Source organism: Microbacterium sp. (assembly GCF_032084865.1).
Taxonomy (GTDB): domain Bacteria; phylum Actinomycetota; class Actinomycetes; order Actinomycetales; family Microbacteriaceae; genus Microbacterium.
In genome coordinates this window covers 1-18,025 of record NZ_DAMDLU010000054.1, presented here as the reverse complement: position 1 = coordinate 18,025, position 18,025 = coordinate 1, and the positions used below count along the sequence as shown (strand labels likewise).

The window sequence follows — 18,025 nt, the reverse complement described above, 5'->3', positions numbered from 1 at the left end:
GATGTTCCGCGTTGAGCTCAGCAACGGACACAAGGTGCTCGCCACGATCTCCGGAAAGATGCGGCAGAACTACATCCGCATCATCCCCGAGGACCGCGTGGTCGTGGAGCTCTCGCCCTACGACCTGACCCGCGGTCGGATCGTCTACCGCTACCGCTGATCGGTCGAGAAGTAACGGCCTGCCCTGCGGGGCGGTACGAAGACAGCGAACAGGAAACATCATGAAGGTCAACCCCAGCGTCAAGCCCATCTGCGACCACTGCCGCGTGATCCGTCGTCACGGTCGCGTCATGGTCATCTGCAAGTCGAACCCGCGTCACAAGCAGCGCCAGGGCTGAGCAGGGGTCGGATCGCGTGCTTCGGCATCCGGCCCGGCAACTGAAGAACTGAATATCGAAAACAGGCAGCATCGGATGCCACGGCTCGCCCCTGACGGGCGGTCGCGGCGGACACCTCGGGGCGGAGGCCCGGGACCGGATGCTGCTCCACACCTCCACAACACTCCAGGAGAACCGCATGGCACGTCTTGCCGGCGTTGACATCCCGCGCGACAAGCGCGTGGTGATCGCCCTTACCTACATCTACGGCGTCGGCCGTACCCGCTCCGTCGAGATCCTCAAGGCGACCGACATCGACGAGAGCATCCGCGTGAAGGACCTCAGCGACGACCAGCTCGTCGCCCTCCGCGACTACATCGAAGGCAACTACAAGGTGGAGGGTGACCTGCGCCGCGAGGTCGCCGCAGACATCCGCCGCAAGGTCGAGATCGGCTCCTACGAGGGCATCCGCCACCGTCGTGGTCTCCCGGTCCGCGGTCAGCGCACCAAGACCAACGCCCGTACCCGCAAGGGCCCGAAGCGCACCGTCGCCGGCAAGAAGAAGGCCCGCTAAGCAGCGGCCAGGGACTAGGAGAACACTTTCATGGCTGCACCCAAGGCCGCCGCGCGCAAGCCGCGCCGCAAGGAAAAGAAGAACATCGCGCTGGGCCAGGCCCACATCAAGTCGACGTTCAACAACACCATCGTCTCGATCACCGACCCGTCCGGCGCTGTCATCAGCTGGGCCTCGTCGGGTGGCGTGGGCTTCAAGGGCTCGCGCAAGTCGACGCCGTACGCCGCCGGCATGGCCGCGGAGTCCGCTGCCCGCCAGGCAGCAGAGCACGGCGTCAAGAAGGTCGACGTCTTCGTGAAGGGTCCGGGCTCGGGCCGCGAGACCGCGATCCGCTCGCTGCAGGCCGCCGGCCTCGAGGTGGGGTCCATCCAGGACGTCACGCCTCAGGCGCACAACGGCTGCCGCCCGCCGAAGCGCCGTCGCGTCTGATCTCGCGTATTCGCCTCACTGGGACCCTTCGACAAGCTCACGGACCCAGTGAGGCGGACTCGCCCCCAGACTTTCCACAACTTCAGACCTCACCCCACACATGTCATATAGCGGGCATGTGATCGAAAGGAACACATAGTGCTCATCGCACAGCGTCCCACTCTCACCGAGGAGAAGATCTCCGAGAACCGCAGCCGGTTCGTCATCGAGCCGCTGGAGCCCGGTTTCGGATACACGATCGGCAACGCGCTGCGTCGCAGCCTGCTGTCGTCGATCCCCGGCGCGTCGGTCACCACCATTCGCATCGACGGCGTGCTGCACGAGTTCAGCACGATCCCCGGTGTGAAGGAGGATGTCACCGAGATCATCCTCAACATCAAGCAGCTGGTGGTCTCCAGCGAGCGCGACGAGCCCATCACCGCGTATCTGCGCAAGACGGGTGCCGGCGAGGTCACTGCGGCCGACATCTCCGCCCCGGCGGGTGTCGAGGTGCACAACCCCGACCTGGTCATCGCGACGCTCAACGACACCGCTCGCTTCGAGCTCGAGCTCACCATCGAGCGCGGCCGCGGCTACGTCTCGGCGTCGCAGAACCGCAACGAGTACGCCGAGGCCGGCCAGATCCCGGTCGACTCGATCTACTCGCCGGTGCTCAAGGTCAGCTACCGCGTCGACGCCACCCGTGCGGGTGAGCGCACCGACTTCGACAAGCTCGTGCTGGACGTCGAGACCAAGTCCTCGATCCTCCCGCGCGACGCCGTCGCATCCGCAGCCAAGACCCTCACCGAGCTGTTCGGCCTCGCCCGCGAGCTGAACGTCGAGGCCGAGGGCATCGAGATCGGCCCGGCGCCGGTCGAGGCTGTGCTCTCCAGCGAGCTCTCCATGCCGATCGAGGACCTCGATCTGTCGGTGCGCTCGTACAACTGCCTCAAGCGCGAGGGCATCAACACCGTCTCGGAGCTGGTCGCCCTTTCCGAGACGCAGCTGATGAACATCCGCAATTTCGGACAGAAGTCGGTCGACGAGGTGCGCGACAAGCTCGTCTCGCTCGGTCTGTCGCTGAAGGATTCGGTGCCTGGTTTCGACGGCGCCCACTTCTACAGCGCAGGCGAAGACGAGTCCTTCTGAACCCCGACATCTTTCTGACCAGGAGCTAGACGATTATGCCCAAGCCCACCAAGGGTCCCCGCCTCGGAGGCGGCCCCGCACACGAGCGCCTTCTTCTCGCGAACCTCGCGGCCGCGCTCTTCACCCACAAGTCGATCAAGACGACCGAGACCAAGGCGAAGCGCCTGCGTCCGCTGGCCGAGCGCCTGATCACGCTCGGCAAGCGCGGCGACCTGCACGCGCGTCGTCGTGCTCTCACCGTGCTGCGCTCGAACAAGGACGCCGCGCACATGCTGTTCAACGAGATCGCGCCGCTGGTCGCCGACCGTCAGGGTGGCTACACCCGCATCACGAAGGTCGGCAACCGCAAGGGTGACAACGCCCCCATGGCCGTGATCGAGCTCGTCCTCGAGCCCGTCACCCCGAAGAAGAAGGCTGCGAAGCCGGCCGCCAAGGCCGAGGCCCCCAAGGCTGAGAAGGCCGAGAAGGTCGAGGAGGCTCCCGTCGAGGAGACCACCGAGGCTCCGGTCGAGTCGGCTGAGGAGACCACCGAGGCTCCCGCCGAGGAGAAGGCCGAGTAAGACCTTCCCCCGGATCGAAGAAGCCCGCCGCCCCTCACGGGGTGGCGGGCTTCTTCGTTGCCCCGACCGGATGCCCGCGGCGGGCGCCCTCAGTCGAGCCCGCCCTCCGTCGCCGCGTCGATCATCCGGTACCGGGTGCCGGGGCGGCCCTTCGTCGAGTAGTCCAGCGTGCGCACCGCCCGACCCGTGCTCGCCAGGTGCTCGAGGTAGCGGCGTGCGCTCACCCGCGACATGCCGAGCACGTCGCCGAGCTCGGCGGCCGACGCGTCGGGGTGCTCATCCAGCGCGGTGACGACGCGGTCGAGCGTCTCGGCGCTCAGCCCCTTGGGAAGGCCCATTCGACGACGGAACGCGATGATGGCATCCGCGGCCTCGACCCGGCGCACGACGTCGTGCAGCTCGGTGTGATCGCGCAGCAGCATGGTGGCGTCCACCGCCTCCCCGTCGACCCGCGCACCGGTGCCGCGAGCCACCAGCACGTGGCTGCCGACGATCACCGGATGCCCGGCATCCTCACCGTCGCGCAGCACGGCGAGCAGCTCGTCGTCGAGCACATCCGCCGCCCGCGCGCCGGTGAGATCGCCGACATCCACCCCCAGCAGGCGGGCCGCGGCGTCATTGGCCAGGGTGATCGTGCCCGAGGCGTCGACCGTGATCACGCCCTCGCTCAGGCCGTGCAGCGTCGTCTCCTGGTTGCGCACGAGGGCGGTGATCTCGTGCGGTTCAAGCAGGTGGATGCGTCTGCGGATCACCGACGTCACCCACGCCGAGCCGAAGATGCCCAGGATCACTGCGACCAGCATCGCGCCGATGATCCACGCGAGGTTGCCGGCGAACTCTCCCGTGCCCTGCGATTCCAGGATGCCCACCGAGACCGTGCCGATCACCTCGGAGCCTTTGAAGACCGGTACCTTCACACGCCACGACGGCCCGAGCGTGCCGGTCTGCGTGCCCATGTAGATCTCGCCGGAGAGCGGCACAGACGCGTCGGTCGACACCTTCTGCCCGATCCGCTCGGGATTCGGATGCGAGAAGCGGATGCCGTCGGCGTCGGCCACCACGACATACGTAAGGTCGGATGCGCGACGTATGGTCTCGGCGAGAGGCTGCACGGTCGCCGACGGATCGGCGTCATCGAACGCATCGAGCACGACGGGCATCGACGCGATCGACTGAGCGACCGCCAGCATGCGGTCCTCATACGCATCGCGCACCGTGTGCGCCTGGATGATCCCGGCCATCACGCCTGCGATCAGCGTCACCACCGAGACGATCAGCGCCTGCAGCAGGATCAGCTGCACGCGCAGCGTCATCCTGCCGTGCGTCATCTCCGACGCGCGCATCATCTTCGAGGCCACGAGACCATTCTCCCCGTGCCGATGAGCCGCGGAACCTCCGGGCGCACGGTGTCTGAGACCAATACTTTCGAAAGCCCGACCAATGATTTCGAAAGCAGAGCCTGCTGCGGCACGGTGCATACGGTTGCCAGCGTCCCCACACCGCTCAAGGAGGAGCGCATGAAGAAGTCACGCTCAGCTCTGGTCGCCATCGCCGCAGTCGCGGCACTGGCCCTCGCCGGATGCTCATCGCAGAACGCCGCACCGCAATCCGACTCCGACGCGAAGGGCGACGCATCGTCCTTCACCGACGTGTCGCTCATCGTCCCCGCCGACCCGGGTGGCGGGTGGGATCAGACCGGTCGCGCGATGTCGAAGGTGCTCACCGACGGCGACATCGTCGGATCGGCCCCCGTCACCAACGTCGGCGGTGCCGGCGGCACCGTCGGCCTCGCGCAGCTCGGGAACCAGAAGGACCCGGCGACGCTCATGGTCATGGGCCTGGTGATGGTCGGCGCGATCGAGACGAACGCGTCGAACGTCCGCCTCGAGGACACCACACCCATCGCCCGCCTCACCGACGAGCCTCTCGTGGTCGTCGTGCCGGAGGCCTCGAAGTACAAGACCCTCGAAGACCTCGTCGAGGACATCGTCGACAAGGGCCAGGAGGTCACGGTGACCGGCGGCTCCGCAGGCGGCGCCGACCACATCCTCGCCGGCCTGCTGCTCGAGGAGGCCGGGGTCGACGGCGCCGAGATCCCGTCGAAGCTGAACTACACGCCCAACTCCGGTGGCGGCGAGGCCGTCTCGCTGCTCGTCGGCAACAAGGTCACCGCGGGCATCTCGGGAGTCGGCGAGTTCCTGCAGTACATCGAGGACGGTTCGATGCGCGCCCTCGCCGTCTCGTCGGCGGAGCCGGTCGACGCGCTCCCCGAGGTGCCCACGATCACCGACGCCGGCTACGACGTCGTGCTGACCAACTGGCGCGGTGTGGTGGCCCCCGGTGGCATCTCCGATGCCGAGCGCGACGAACTGGAGCGCATCGTGACCGAGATGCACGAGGACAAGGCGTGGACCTCGGAGCTCGAGACGAAGGGATGGGCGGATGCCTTCCTCGTGGGCTCCGAGTTCGACGCGTTCCTCGACGAGAGCATCGACGACGTCACCGGGACGCTCAAGAACATCGGGCTGATCTGACATGAACGCCCCGATCCTCGGGGCGGCTGAGCGGGCCGAGGGGACTCGGCCCGCTCAGCGGGTTCCCCTCGGTGAACTCGTCTTCGCCCTGCTCATGCTCGCCCTCGGCGCGTTCGCGCTCATCGGGGCCTTCTCGATCCACGTTCCGGTCGGTGTGAAAGTCGGCCCGACGATCTTCCCGATCTTCGTGTCGATCGTGCTGCTCGGCTCTGCCGCAGCCGTACTCGTCTCGGTGCTTCGCGGCAACCGGGCAGAGCTCGAAGACGGCGAGGACATCGACCCCGACGCGAAGACCGACTGGCTCACCCTCGGAAAGATCGTCGGAGCGGTCGTCGCGCACCTCGTGCTCATCGACGTCATCGGATGGGCGCCGGCAGCCGCTCTGCTGTTCGGCATCGTCGCGTGGTCTCTGGGCGCCAGGCGCTGGTGGCTCGCCTTCCTCATCGGCTTGGCGCTGAGCCTCGTCGTGCAGGTCGTCTTCGCCGGGCTGATGGGGCTCTCGCTGCCCTGGGGACCCGCGCTCGGCTGGCTGGGAGGACTGTTCTGATGGACAGCTGGACCCTTCTTCTCGAGGGCTTCGCGACCGCGCTGCAGCCGCAGTATCTCGTGTTCGCGTTCTTCGGTGTGCTGATCGGCACGGCCGTCGGCGTGCTGCCGGGCATCGGCCCGGCGATGACGGTGGCCCTGCTGCTGCCGCTGACCTACACCCTCGACCCGACCGCGTCGCTGATCACCTTCGCGGGCATCTACTACGGCGGGATGTACGGCGGCTCGACCACCAGCATCCTGCTCAACACACCCGGTGAATCCGCCTCGATCGTGACCGCGATCGAGGGCAACCGGATGGCCAAGCTCGGGCGAGGCGCCGCCGCGCTCGCGACAGCGGCGATCGGCTCGTTCATCGCAGGCACGATCGCGACGGTGGGACTCACCCTGCTCGCACCCGTGCTCGCGCAGTTCGCGGTGAATCTCGGCCCGGCCGACTACGTGGCGCTCATCGTCATCGCCTTCGTCACCGTGGGCGCGCTGATCGGCAGCTCCGTGCCGCGCGGCATGACCTCGCTCGGGGTCGGCCTGTTCCTGGGACTGGTCGGCACCGACACGCTCACCGCGCAGCAGCGCTACACGCTGGGGCTGCTGCCGCTGTCAGACGGCATCGATATAGTGCTCGTCGCGGTCGGCTTGTTCGCCGTGGGGGAGACGCTGTACATCGCCGCTCGTCTGCGCCACGGAGCCATCGACGTGATCCCGGTGACGGGCGGGTGGCGCAGCTGGATGACGAAGGACGACTGGAAGCGATCGTGGAAGCCGTGGCTGCGCGGCACCGCGATCGGCTTCCCGATCGGCACCATCCCCGCCGGGGGCGCCGACGTCGCGACCTTCCTCTCGTACGCGACCGAGCGCAAGCTGTCGAAGCGCAAGAGCGAGTTCGGCCGCGGTGCGATCGAGGGCGTCGCCGGCCCCGAGGCGGCGAACAACGCGGCGGCGGCCGGCGTGCTGGTGCCGCTGCTGACGCTGGGGCTGCCGACCACCGCGACGGCGGCGATCATCCTCGTCGCGTTCCAGGCGTACGGCCTGCAGCCGGGGCCGCAGCTGTTTCAGAACCAGCCCGCGCTGGTGTGGGCACTGGTGGCCAGCCTGTACCTCGGCAACGTCATCCTCATCGTGCTCAACCTGCCGCTGGTCGGGATGTGGGTGAAGCTGCTGCAGATCCCGCGCCCGTACCTCTATGCGGGCATCCTGCTGTTCGCCGCCTTCGGAGCGTACGCGCTGAACTTCGCCGTCGTCGACATCCTGATCCTCGTGATCATCGGTGTGCTCGGCTACTTCATGCGGCGCTTCGGGTATCCCGTGGCCCCGCTGGTGGTCGGCATGATCCTCGGTCCGATGGGCGAGGAGTATCTGCGCAAGGCGCTGCAGCTGAGCCAAGGCGACCTGACGACGCTGGTGGCTCAGCCCTTCGCGGCCACCGCCTACGCGGTGCTCGCGGCGCTGGTCGCCGGGGGACTGTGGCTGCGCCGACGTCAGCAGCGCTACGAGCAGGCGCTGACCGAGTCGATCGCCGTGCCGATGAAGGCCGATCAGGAAGTGTGAGCAGGCTGCGCCGCAGCCAGGGGGAGGGCTCGGCTCAGAAGCGCGGGGTCCCCGGGGATAGTCTGAACTGCGTGAACGCAGAGCAGCAGGCCATCGCCCGGGGGCCCCGCGCCTACTTCTCCTTCATCGGCATCGGCCTGACGGCGGGTCTGCTCTCCGGCCTGTTCGGAGTCGGGGGTGGCACGGTGATCGTGCCGCTGCTGGTGCTGCTGCTCAGCTTCGGGCAGCGCATCTCGGCGGGCACCTCGCTGGCAGCCATCGTCCCGACCGCGAGCGTCGGTGTGATCTCGTACGCGATCTCGGGTTCGGTGGCGTGGATCCCCGCGCTCATCCTGGCCGCCGGCGCCGTCGTGGGGGCGCAGATCGGCTCGCGCCTGCTGCCCCGGGTCTCGCAGACCGCGCTGCGCTGGGGGTTCGTCGCCTTCCTGCTCGTCGTGATCGTGAGTCTGTTCGTCGTCATCCCCTCACGCGCCGCCGAGTTCGAGCTCGGCTGGCTCAACGGCGTGGCGCTGGTCGCGGTCGGGGTGGTCACCGGTGTCATCGCCGGGCTGATCGGTGTCGGCGGCGGAGTGATCATCGTCCCCGTGCTCATGCTCGGCTTCGGCACGAGTGACCTCGTGGCCAAGGGAACGTCGCTTCTGATGATGATCCCCACGGCGGTGTCGGGCACGATCGGCAACCTGCGCCACCACAACGTCGATCTGGTCGCCGCCGCCCTGATCGGCGTCTCCGCCTGCACCACCACCGCGCTCGGTGCCTGGCTGGCGACGATGATCGACCCGTTCACGGGCAACATCCTCTTCGCCGCCTACCTCGTGGTGATCGCCGTGCAGATGACGCTGAAGGCGCTGCGGTCGCGCACCCGCTGAGGCGTTTCCCCCGGCCCTACCGGGAGGGCCCGCCCAGACCTCCCGGGTAGGATCGTGGGGTGCCCGTGAACAGTGAACTGATCGGCCGGGAGTTCCCGCCGACGGCCCCGTACCTCGTCGGACGTGAGAAGGTGCGCGAGTTCGCGCGCGCCGTCTTCGCCGACGCCCCGCAGCACATCGATGTCGAGGCGGCTCGCGCCGCGGGCCACTCCGATCTCGTGGCGCCCCCCACGTTCCCGATGGTCATCCAGGACCTCACGCTGCAGCAGCTGCTCTCCGAGCCGGACTCCGGCATCGTCCTGGCGCGCACGATCCACGCCGAGCAGCGCTTCCAGTACAGCCGTCCGATCGTCGCCGGCGACGAGCTCACCGCGCAGCTGGCGGTCACGGGCATCCGCTCGCTCGGCGGCAACGCGATGATCACCAGCGAGGCGAGCATCACCGACGCCGCAGGCGAGCACGTCGTCACGGCGGTCAGCGTGCTGCTGGTCGGCTCCGACAGTGAAGGGGAGACCGCGTGATGGCAGAGTTCACCGTGGGCGACGTCATCGCCGAGCGCACCCTGCACCTCACCCGCGAATCGCTCGTCCGCTACGCGGGGGCATCCGGCGACTTCAACCCGATCCACTATCGCGACGACGTGGCCGCCTCGGTCGGCCTGCCCGGCGTGCTCGCGCACGGGATGCTGACCATGGGCCTCGCCTCGTCGGTCGTGCTCTCGGCTCTTCCTGCCGGCACGCGCGTGGTCGACTACGGCGTGCGCTTCACCAAGCCCGTCGTCGTCGATGCCGAGACGGGCTCCGACGTGCACGTCGTCGCGAAGGTCGGCGCGGTCGACGAGACCTCCGCGCGGATCGACCTCACCGTGAAGGCGGCCGAGACGACCGTGCTCGTGAAGGCCCAGCTGCGGGTCGCGCTCTGACATGACATCCGCCGACGTGTTCGAGATCAGCCCCATCGCCCTGCGCGAGCTCACCACCCTGCGCACCGGCGCCGCGCCGCAGCGGATGCTCGAGGCGCGAACCCGCGAGCAGCTGCTCGCCGCGCTGCAGGACGCCTGGTCGGCGGGCGACGACTGGTTCGTGCTGGGGGGAGGGTCGAATCTGTTCGTCGGCGACGCGCCATACGACGGCACGGTCATCCGGGTGCTCACCGAGGGCGTCGAAGAGCTGCCGTCGCCGCACGAGGGCCGCATCCGGCTGCGCGTGCAGGCCGGGCACAACTGGGATGCCCTGGTCGCCTACGCCGTCGAGCGCGGCTACGCCGGCATCGAGGCGATGAGCGGCATCCCGGGTACGGTCGGGGCCGCCCCCGTGCAGAACGTGGGCGCGTACGGGCAGGAGATCCAGGAGACCCTCGTCGAGGTCGAGCTGATCGACGAGCACGAAGACGCTCCGGTGGTGCTGCCGGCCGCCGATCTCGGCCTGGGCTTCCGCACCTCGGTGCTCAAGCACCACTACGGCGAGGCGGAGGGCCGTCGCGCCGTGATCCTCTCGGTGACCCTCGACCTCGCCGTCACCGGCGACGCGGGCCGGATCGTGCGCGGCGAGCAGCTGCGCCGAGCGCTGGGTCTCGAGGACTACGAGCCCGTGCCGCTCGCCTGGGTGCGCTCGCGGATCCTGCAGACCCGTGCGGCCAAGGGCATGCTGCTCGATGCCGACGACCCCGACACCTGGAGTGCCGGCTCGTTCTTCCAGAACGCGATCGTGCCCGAGCCGGTGGCGCGCAGCCTGCCGCCCGAGTGCCCGCGCTGGCCTGTCGAGCCGGACCTCGACTCGGTGACGGTCATCCCGCTGGACTCGTACTACGGACTCACTCCGAGGGAGGACAAGCCCGTGGCCTCGGTGAAGGTCAGCGCCGCGTGGCTGATCGAGAACGCAGGGATCCGCAAAGGGTTCCGCCTGCCGCAGTCTCGTGCGGGGCTGTCGACCAAGCACGCGCTGGCTCTCAGCAACAGGGGCGGGGCGACCGCCGCCGAGCTCAGCGAGCTCGCCCGGTTCATCCAGAGCCGAGTGCACTCCGAGTTCGGTCTGCTGCTGCAGCCCGAGCCGGTGCTCGTCGGCGTCGAACTGTAGCTCGCCCCGGTCGCCGCGCGTACACTCGCCGGATGACCGGACTGATTCCGTACCTCCTTTTCCCCGGCCGCGCCGCGGAGGCGCTGTCGTTCTACGCATCCGTGTTCGGCGGTGAGACGCGCCTGTTCACATACGCCGAGGCCGGGCGCGCCGACGGCCCCGGCGACGCGATCGCGCACGGGATGCTCGACGGTCCCGTCGAGCTGGCGGGGGCGGATGCCGCGGCCGGCGAGAGCACGGTCGAGATGAGCGGCATGTTCTTCTCGTTGCTGGGCGCGGCGGAGCCGGCGACCCTGGCGGCCTGGTTCGACGCGCTCGCCGAGGGCGGTCGCATCATCGATCCGCTGCAGAAGCGCCCGTGGGGCGACCACGACGGCACGCTCGTCGACCGCTTCGGCGTGCCCTGGCTCATCGGCCACCAGGGCTGACGACGGCCGACACCGTCACTTCACGACGACACCCCCGGTGCGAACGTGCACACCGGGGGTGTCGGCAGGGCCCGACGACGGAGGTCAGGGCGAGAAGAGGCGCTGCAGGCGCTGCACGCCCTCGAGCAGCTGGTCGTCGCCCAGGGCGTACGACAGACGCAGGTAGCCGGACGGGCCGAAGGCTTCGCCGGGCACGACCGCGACCTCAGCCTCATCGAGGATGAAGTCGGCGAGCTCGAGCGAGGTGGTCGGTGTCACGGTGCTGCCGTCGCGCCGCGTCCAGGTGCGGTTCAGCAGACCCTGCACGTCCGGGTAGACGTAGAACGCGCCGGTCGGGGTGGGCACCACCATCCCATCGATCTTCGACAGCTCCGCCACGATCAGCCTGCGCCGGCGGTCGAAGGCCTCGCGCATCTTCTCGGCTTCGTCCTGCGGACCGTTCAGCGCGGCGATCGCGCCGCGCTGGGCGACGTTGTTCACGTTGCTCGACAGGTGCGACTGCAGGTTGGCGGCGACCTTGATGGCATCCGCCGGGCCAACCATCCAGCCGACCCGCCAGCCCGTCATCGCGTACGTCTTCGCCACGCCGTTCACGAGGATGGTCTGGTTCGCGATCGCGGGCAGCGCCTGCACGATCGACGTCGCTTCGACACCCTCATAGGTGAGGTTCTGGTAGATCTCGTCGCTGATCACCCAGATGCCGTGCTCGAGCGCCCACTCGGCGATCGCCTTCGTCTCGTCGGGCGAGTAGACCGAACCGGTCGGGTTCGACGGCGAGACGAACACCAGCACCGTGGTGCGCTCGGTGCGCGCGGCCTCGAGCTGCTCGACGGTGACCTTGTACTCCTGATCGGCGCCGGCGAAGACCTCCACCGGCACGCCGTCGGCCAGCTGGATGGCCTCGGGGTAGGTGGTCCAGTACGGCGCGGGCAGCAGCACTTCGTCGCCGGGATTCACGACCGCCTGGAATGCCTGGTACACGGACTGCTTGCCGCCGTTGGTGACGATGATCTGCGACGGCGAGACCTCGAGGCCCGAGTCGCGCAGCGTCTTCGCGGCGATCGCCTCGCGCAGCTCGGGCAGACCCGCGGCGGGGGTGTAGCGGTAGTTCGCCGGGTCGGAGAGCGCCTTCGCCGCCGCATCGACGATGAACTGCGGCGTCGCGAAGTCGGGCTCGCCGGCGGCATACGAGATGACGGGCTTGCCCTCGGCCTTGAGGGCCTTGGCCTTGGCATCCACCTTCAGAGTGGCGGATTCGGCGATGGCGGACAGCTTGCGGGAGAGAGGGGCGCGTTCGGTCACGACTTCGATCGTACTCGGCGCGGCGCGCACCGCACCTGCTCCGGGCAAGCCGAAGCTGCCGGATGCCGGTGGTCAGCGCTCGACGAGCACGCCGTCTCCGTCGGCGTACAGCCGTGCCCCCGGGCGGAACGCGACTCCGCCGAACTCGACCGCGACGTCGACCTCGCCGGTGCCCTGCTTGCCGCTCTTGCGCGGATTGGTGCCGAGTGCCTTCACACCCAGCGGCATGGTCGCGATCGCGGCGCTGTCGCGGATGCATCCGTGGATCACGACGCCCGCCCAGCCGTTATCGACCGCGAGCTGCGCGATCATGTCACCCATCAGCGCCGTGCCGTACGAGCCGTCGCCGTCGACGACGAGCACCGCGCCGTCGCCGGGGGAGGAGAGCAGCGACTTCAGCAGCACGTTGTCCTGGTAGCAGCGCACGGTGCGGATCGGACCTTCGAAGGTGGTGCGCCCGCCGAACGAGCGCAGCTGCAGGGGCAGGGACTGCAGGTCGTCGCCGTGCACGTCGTAGAGATCAGCGGTGGATGTCATGACTCACTCCTATCAGGGGTCCCATGTCGGGCTCATATCGGGCCCCTGAGCCTGCCGAAGGGCGGCTTCGACATTCTCAGGGGCCCAAGGGTGGCGCTTCGACAGGCTCAGCGTCCCATGCGGATCAGCTGAACTGGTTCATCGTGTTGTGCTGACCGCCGGCCTTCAGTGCGGCGTCGCCGGCGAAGTACTCCTTGTGATTGTCGCCCAGGTCGGAGCCTGCCATGTTCTGGTGCTTGACGGTGGCGATGCCGCCGCGGATCTCGCGGCGCTGCACGCCCTTCACGTACGCGAGCATGCCCTCGTCGCCGAAGTAGCCCTTTGCGAGGTCATCGGTCGACAGCGCGGCCGTGTGGTACGTCGGCAGGGTGATGAGATGGTGGAAGATGCCGGCCCGCGCCGATCCGTCGCGCTGGAAGGTGCGGATCTTCTCGTCGGCCAGCGCGGCGAGCTCGGTGTCGTCGTATTCGACGCTCATGAGCCTGTCGCGGTCGTACGCCGACACGTCGTCGCCGCGCTCGGCGAGCAGGTCGTAGGCCTGCTGGCGGAAGTTCAGCGTCCAGTTGAACGACGGGCTGTTGTTGTAGACCAGCTTCGCGTTCGGGACCACCTCGCGGATGCGGTCGACCATCCCGGCGATCTGCTCGACGTGCGGCTTCTCGGTCTCGATCCACAGCAGGTCGGCGCCATGCTGCAGCGAGGTGATGCAGTCGAGGACGACCCGGTCGACGCCGGTGCCCGGGCGGAACTGGTAGAGGTTGCTGGCCAGTCGCTTCGGGCGCAGCAGCCTGCCGTCGCGCTTGATCACGACGTCGCCGTCGCCGAGGTCGGCCGGAGCGATCTCCTCGACGTCGAGGAAGGAGTTGTACTGATCGCCCAGGTCGCCCGGCTCGCGCGAGACGGCGATCTTCTGGGTGAGGCCGGCTCCCAGCGAATCGGTGCGGGCGACGATGACGCCGTTGTCGATGCCGAGCTCGAGGAACGCGTAGCGCACCGCGTTGATCTTCGCGAGGAAGTCCTCGTGCGGCACGGTGACCTTGCCGTCCTGGTGTCCGCACTGCTTCTCGTCCGACACCTGGTTCTCGATCTGGATGGCGCAGGCGCCGGCCTCGATCATCTTCTTCGCGAGCAGGTATGTCGCCTCGGGGTTGCCGAAACCGGCGTCGATGTCGGCGATGATCGGCACGACATGGGTCTCGTACCCGTCGATCTGCGACTGGATGAACTCCGCGGCGGTGTCGTCACCGGCCGCCCGTGCGTCGTCGAGCTGGGTGAACAGCAGGTCGAGCTCACGGGCATCCGCCTGCCGCAGGAACGTGTACAGCTCTTCGATCAGCGCGGGCACCGCGGTCTTCTCGTGCATCGACTGGTCGGGCAGCGGACCGAACTCGGAGCGCAGGGCCGCGACCATCCAGCCCGACAGGTACAGGTAGCGCTTGCTCGTCGATTTCAGGTGCTTCTTGATCGAGATCATCTTCTGCTGACCGATGAAGCCGTGCCAGACGCCGAGCGACTGTGTGAACACCGAGCAGTCGGCGTCGTACTCCTGCATGTCGCGGCGCATGATGTCGGCCGTGTGCTGCGCGATCTCCAGTCCGGTGCGGAACCGGTTCTGCGCGCGCATGCGCGCTGCCGACTCTGGGTCGATGGCGGCCCAGCCGGAGCCCTGAGCGTCCGTGAGCTGCCGGATGGCGTCGATGTCGTCCTGGTAGCGGGTCATGGCATGTCCTTCGTGTGATGAGCGGATGGGTCAGTCGTTGTCGGTCAGGTACCGGGAGTACGCCGGCAGGGTGAGGAACGCGGGGAACTCGGGCTGCAGCGCGACCTGGCGGAAGATCTCGGCGGCGTCGTCGAAGCGATCCTGCTGGGCCACCGAGCCCTGCTGGGTCCCTGAGCCTGTCGAAGGGCGGCTCTCGGCGAGCACCTCGTCGATCAGGCCGTCGACGTAGTCCACGGTGATCGCGGTGCCCTCGTCGGTGCGGCGGTCCTGGTGGATCCACTGCCACACCTGCGAGCGGCTGATCTCGGCGGTCGCGGCGTCCTCCATGAGACCGTCGATGGCGACCGCGCCCTGACCGCGCAGCCAGGCCTCGAGGTAGCGGATCGCCACCGACACGTTCTCGCGGACGCCGGTCGCCGTCACCGGCCGGCCGATGCGCAGGTCGAGCAGCTGGGCAGCCGTCACCTCGACGTCGTCGCGTCGGCGGTCGAGCTGGTGCGGGCGCTCGCCGAGCACTGCGTCGAACTCGGCCTTCGCGGTGGCGACGAGATCGGGGTGCGCCACCCAGGTGCCGTCGAATCCGTCGCCGGCTTCGCGTCGCTTGTCGGCGGCGACCTTCTCGAGCGCGCGCTCGGTGGCCTGTGCGTCGCGGCGGTTCGGGATGAACGCGCTCATCCCGCCGATCGCGTGCGCTCCGCGCCGGTGGCAGGTCTTCACGAGCAGCTCGGTGTACGCCCGCATGAACGGCACCGTCATGGTGACCTCGCTGCGGTCGGGCAGCACGAAGCGCGCACCGCGGCCGCGGTAGTTCTTGATGATCGAGAAGATGTAGTCCCAGCGGCCGGCGTTGAGGCCGGCGCAGTGGTCGCGCAGCTCGTAGAGGATCTCGTCCATCTCGAAGGCCGCGGGCAGGGTCTCGATCAGCACGGTCGCGCGGATGGTGCCGTGCGGGATCCCGATGTACTCCTCACTGAACGAGAAGACGTCGTTCCACAGCCGGGCCTCCTCGCGGGACTCGAGCTTGGCGATGTAGAAGTACGGCCCGCGTCCGGCGTCGATGAGCTCCTGCGCGTTGTGGAAGAAGTACAGACCGAAGTCGATTAGGGACGCGGATGCCGTGAGCCGGCGGCCCGAGCGGTCGGTGAACTCGACGTGCTTCTCGCTCAGGTGCCAGCCGCGGGGGCGCATCACGATCGTGGGTGTCTGCTCGGCGGTGACCCGGTACTCGCGGCCGTCGGCGCTCGTGTGGGTCAGCTCGCCGCGGATCGCGTCGCGCAGCGACAGCTGGCCGCCGATGATGTTGCGCCAGGTCGGGCTGGTCGCGTCCTCGAGGTCGGCGAGCCACACCTTGGCGCCGGAGTTGAGGGCGTTGATCGTCATCTTCGGGTCGGTGGGTCCGGTGATCTCGACGCGGCGGTCTTCCAGGCCGGGCCCGGCGCCGGCGACCCGCCAGGCGTCGTCGTCGCGGATGTGCGCGGTGTCGTCGCGGAAGCGCGGGTCGTGGCCGTTGCCGATCTCGAACCGCGCGCGCTGCCGATCGGCGAGGCGATCGTGGCGCCGTCCGCCGAAGCGGTGGTGCAGTTCGGTGAGGAACGCGATGGCCTCCGTGGTCAGGATCTCATCCTGACGGTCGAGCCGCGGTCCGGTGACGTGCAGGGTCGGGCCGAGATCGGCGGAGACGGCTGCGGCGACGGTGCGAGTCGGTGCGGTCGCAGTGGGAATGCTCATGATCTGTCTCCTCCGTGAGTGTCCGATCGGCCGGGATGGCCGGGTGGTGTGAGATCCACTGTGGGTGAAGAACAGCATCCGGAATGACCAGAACTGCAGTGAAGTTCGGTTGAATTTCTGTTTTTGTGACAGACTTCCCCGCATGACCCTTCGACCGGCTCAGGAATCCAGCTCAGAGGCCGACGCGCTGACCATCGGCCGGCGCATCCGCCAGCTGCGCACCGCTAAGGGGATGACGCTCGAAGAGCTCGCCACGCGCATCGACCGCGCGCCGAGCCAGGTGTCGATGTTCGAGACCGGCAAGCGCGAACCCAAGCTCACCCTGCTTCAGGCGATCGCGAAGGTGCTCGGCACGACCCTCGACGGACTGCTCGAGGGCGAGCCCCTCGATGAGCGCGCGACACGCGAGATCGCGCTCGAACGCGCCATGAAGAGCCAGACCTTCCAGGCCCTCGGCATACCGTCTTTCCGGATCGGCAAGTCGCTCTCCGACGACGCGATCGACGCGATGCTGGCCCTGCACGGCGAGATCGAGCGGCTGCGCGACGAGCGCGCCGCCACGCCGGAGGAGGCGCGCCGAGCCAACCTCGAGCTGCGCCATCTCATGCGCCGGCAGGACAACTATTTCGCCGATCTCGAGGCGCAGGCACGCGAGATCCTCGATGCCGTGGGGCACCCGGGCGGACCGCTCACGCAGCGCACCGCGTCGGAGATCGCCGCCCACCTCGGCTTCACCCTGCACTACGCGCCCGACCTGCCGCAGTCCACCCGCAGCGTCGCCGATCTCGCGCACGGCCGGCTGTACCTCTCCAGCAGCGTTCCGGCGAAGGGCGATGCGCGCACCGCCGTGCTGCAGGCGCTGTCGAGCCGCATCCTCGGGCACTCCGAGCCGCGCAGCTATGCCGAGTTCCTGCGCCAGCGGGTCGAGACGAACTACCTCACCGGCGCGCTGCTCGTACCCGAGTCGCACGTCGTGCCCGTGCTGCAGGATGCCAAGCAGCGCCGCGCCATCTCGGTCGAAGACGTGCGCGACGCTTACTCCATCTCGTACGAGACCGCAGCGCACCGGTTCACCAATCTCGCGACGCGGCACCTGGGCATCCCCGTGCACTTCCTCAAGGTGCACGAGTCGGGCACCATCACCAAGGCCTATGAGAACGACGACGTGAACTTCCCGACCGACCGGCTCGGCTCGATCGAGGGCCAGATGTGCTGCCGCCGGTGGACGAGCCGCGAGGTATTCGACGTCGACGACCGCTTCAACCCCTATTACCAGTACACCGACACCGGCAACGGCACCTACTGGTGCACGGCGCGCGTCGAACCGTCGAGCGAGGGACTGCACTCGGTGAGCGTGGGTGTGCGCTTCGACGACACGAAGTGGTTCGTCGGGCGCGACACCACGAACCGGGGCGTGTCGAAGCACTCGGTCGAGACCTGCTGCCGCCGCGCGCCCGCCGAACTCGAGCAGCGCTGGCGCGATCAGGCGTGGCCGAACGTGCGCACCCCGCGCACCCTGCTCGCGACGCTGCCGACCGGATCCTTTCCCGGCGTCGACACCACGGACGTGTACGAGTTCCTCGAGGCACACGCGCCGCGCTGAGCGCGGGCGGTCACCCTGCTGCGCGCAGCGTCGCCCACAGCTCCGCGCGCGCGGGGAACGAGGCGAGGTCGGTGCCGAGCAGCGCTGCGGCCTGCGCGATGCGGCTGCGCAGCGTGTGCCGATGGAT

General features: G+C 68.6%; 21 protein-coding genes. 15 read left to right on the top strand and 6 right to left on the bottom strand.

Annotated elements, in window-relative coordinates:
• From infA to rplQ, 6 genes are all read left to right on the top strand, one after another.
• The coding region (infA, locus tag RT309_RS07500) for a translation initiation factor IF-1 (RefSeq protein WP_313356238.1) at positions 1 to 160 on the top strand (160 nt) is incomplete at its 5' end.
• 61 nt (positions 161 to 221) lie between these two features.
• A complete protein-coding gene (gene rpmJ / locus RT309_RS07495) occupies positions 222 to 338 on the top strand; it encodes a 50S ribosomal protein L36 (RefSeq protein WP_071644008.1) in 117 nt (38 codons plus the stop codon).
• Positions 339 to 516: 178 nt separating this feature from the next.
• Positions 517 to 891 carry a 30S ribosomal protein S13 gene (gene rpsM, locus RT309_RS07490; RefSeq protein ID WP_187662242.1) on the top strand — a complete coding sequence of 125 codons (375 nt, stop codon included), beginning with the start codon at positions 517 to 519 and terminating at the stop codon, positions 889 to 891.
• A 30-nt stretch (positions 892 to 921) separates the two neighbouring features.
• The gene (gene rpsK / locus RT309_RS07485; protein ID WP_071644012.1) at positions 922 to 1,320 is read left to right on the top strand and encodes a 30S ribosomal protein S11; all 399 of its coding nucleotides are present in this window, start codon (positions 922 to 924) and stop codon (positions 1,318 to 1,320) included.
• Positions 1,321 to 1,458: 138 nt separating this feature from the next.
• The gene (locus RT309_RS07480; protein WP_313356235.1) at positions 1,459 to 2,448 is read left to right on the top strand and encodes a DNA-directed RNA polymerase subunit alpha; all 990 of its coding nucleotides are present in this window, start codon (positions 1,459 to 1,461) and stop codon (positions 2,446 to 2,448) included.
• A 35-nt stretch (positions 2,449 to 2,483) separates the two neighbouring features.
• Positions 2,484 to 3,008, top strand: a complete 525-nt coding sequence (gene rplQ, locus RT309_RS07475) for a 50S ribosomal protein L17 (protein ID WP_313356234.1) — start codon at positions 2,484 to 2,486, stop codon at positions 3,006 to 3,008.
• Positions 3,009 to 3,097: 89 nt separating this feature from the next.
• Here the strand turns inward: rplQ and RT309_RS07470 are convergent, their stop codons facing one another.
• Positions 3,098 to 4,366, bottom strand: a complete 1,269-nt coding sequence (locus RT309_RS07470) for a PAS domain-containing protein (protein WP_313356233.1) — start codon at positions 4,364 to 4,366, stop codon at positions 3,098 to 3,100.
• Between the two features lie 159 nt (positions 4,367 to 4,525).
• Here RT309_RS07470 and RT309_RS07465 point away from each other — a divergent pair, with 159 nt between their 5' ends.
• From RT309_RS07465 to RT309_RS07430, 8 genes are all read left to right on the top strand, one after another.
• Positions 4,526 to 5,542, top strand: coding sequence for a tripartite tricarboxylate transporter substrate binding protein (locus RT309_RS07465; protein ID WP_313356232.1), 1,017 nt, complete (start codon positions 4,526 to 4,528; stop codon positions 5,540 to 5,542).
• A gap of 1 nt (position 5,543) precedes the next feature.
• The gene (locus RT309_RS07460) at positions 5,544 to 6,089 is read left to right on the top strand and encodes a tripartite tricarboxylate transporter TctB family protein (RefSeq protein WP_313356231.1); all 546 of its coding nucleotides are present in this window, start codon (positions 5,544 to 5,546) and stop codon (positions 6,087 to 6,089) included.
• On the top strand, positions 6,089 to 7,636 hold the full coding sequence (locus tag RT309_RS07455) for a tripartite tricarboxylate transporter permease (RefSeq protein WP_313356230.1): 1,548 nt from the start codon (positions 6,089 to 6,091) through the stop codon (positions 7,634 to 7,636). Before RT309_RS07460 ends, RT309_RS07455 begins: the two co-directional genes overlap by 1 nt.
• 71 nt (positions 7,637 to 7,707) lie before the next feature.
• A complete protein-coding gene (locus tag RT309_RS07450) occupies positions 7,708 to 8,505 on the top strand; it encodes a sulfite exporter TauE/SafE family protein (RefSeq protein WP_313356229.1) in 798 nt (265 codons plus the stop codon).
• Between the two features lie 59 nt (positions 8,506 to 8,564).
• Positions 8,565 to 9,026: a MaoC family dehydratase N-terminal domain-containing protein gene (locus RT309_RS07445; protein ID WP_313356228.1), complete on the top strand. Its 462-nt coding sequence runs from the start codon at positions 8,565 to 8,567 to the stop codon at positions 9,024 to 9,026.
• On the top strand, positions 9,026 to 9,427 hold the full coding sequence (locus RT309_RS07440; protein ID WP_313356227.1) for a MaoC/PaaZ C-terminal domain-containing protein: 402 nt from the start codon (positions 9,026 to 9,028) through the stop codon (positions 9,425 to 9,427). Before RT309_RS07445 ends, RT309_RS07440 begins: the two co-directional genes overlap by 1 nt.
• A 16-nt stretch (positions 9,428 to 9,443) precedes the next feature.
• Positions 9,444 to 10,580, top strand: coding sequence for a UDP-N-acetylmuramate dehydrogenase (locus RT309_RS07435; RefSeq protein ID WP_313356237.1), 1,137 nt, complete (start codon positions 9,444 to 9,446; stop codon positions 10,578 to 10,580).
• 32 nt (positions 10,581 to 10,612) lie between these two features.
• Entirely contained in the window at positions 10,613 to 11,008 is a 396-nt protein-coding gene (locus tag RT309_RS07430) for a VOC family protein (protein ID WP_313356226.1), read from the top strand.
• Between the two features lie 84 nt (positions 11,009 to 11,092).
• On the opposite strand, the gene RT309_RS07425 is transcribed toward RT309_RS07430, so the two are convergent.
• The 4 genes from RT309_RS07425 to aceB form a co-directional block, all read right to left on the bottom strand.
• Positions 11,093 to 12,310, bottom strand: a complete 1,218-nt coding sequence (locus RT309_RS07425) for a pyridoxal phosphate-dependent aminotransferase (protein WP_313356225.1) — start codon at positions 12,308 to 12,310, stop codon at positions 11,093 to 11,095.
• Between the two features lie 72 nt (positions 12,311 to 12,382).
• Positions 12,383 to 12,847, bottom strand: a complete 465-nt coding sequence (gene rraA / locus RT309_RS07420) for a ribonuclease E activity regulator RraA (protein ID WP_313356224.1) — start codon at positions 12,845 to 12,847, stop codon at positions 12,383 to 12,385.
• A 124-nt stretch (positions 12,848 to 12,971) separates the two neighbouring features.
• The gene (locus tag RT309_RS07415; RefSeq protein WP_313356223.1) at positions 12,972 to 14,567 is read right to left on the bottom strand and encodes an isocitrate lyase; all 1,596 of its coding nucleotides are present in this window, start codon (positions 14,565 to 14,567) and stop codon (positions 12,972 to 12,974) included.
• A gap of 30 nt (positions 14,568 to 14,597) precedes the next feature.
• A complete protein-coding gene (gene aceB, locus RT309_RS07410) occupies positions 14,598 to 16,295 on the bottom strand; it encodes a malate synthase A (protein WP_313356222.1) in 1,698 nt (565 codons plus the stop codon).
• Positions 16,296 to 16,437: 142 nt separating this feature from the next.
• Between aceB and RT309_RS07405 the strand changes: the two genes are divergently transcribed.
• Complete coding sequence (locus tag RT309_RS07405) at positions 16,438 to 17,898, top strand: helix-turn-helix domain-containing protein (protein WP_313356221.1); 1,461 nt, start codon at positions 16,438 to 16,440, stop codon at positions 17,896 to 17,898.
• A 10-nt stretch (positions 17,899 to 17,908) separates the two neighbouring features.
• On the opposite strand, the gene RT309_RS07400 is transcribed toward RT309_RS07405, so the two are convergent.
• Entirely contained in the window at positions 17,909 to 18,025 is a 117-nt protein-coding gene (locus RT309_RS07400) for a helix-turn-helix domain-containing protein (protein ID WP_396654429.1), read from the bottom strand.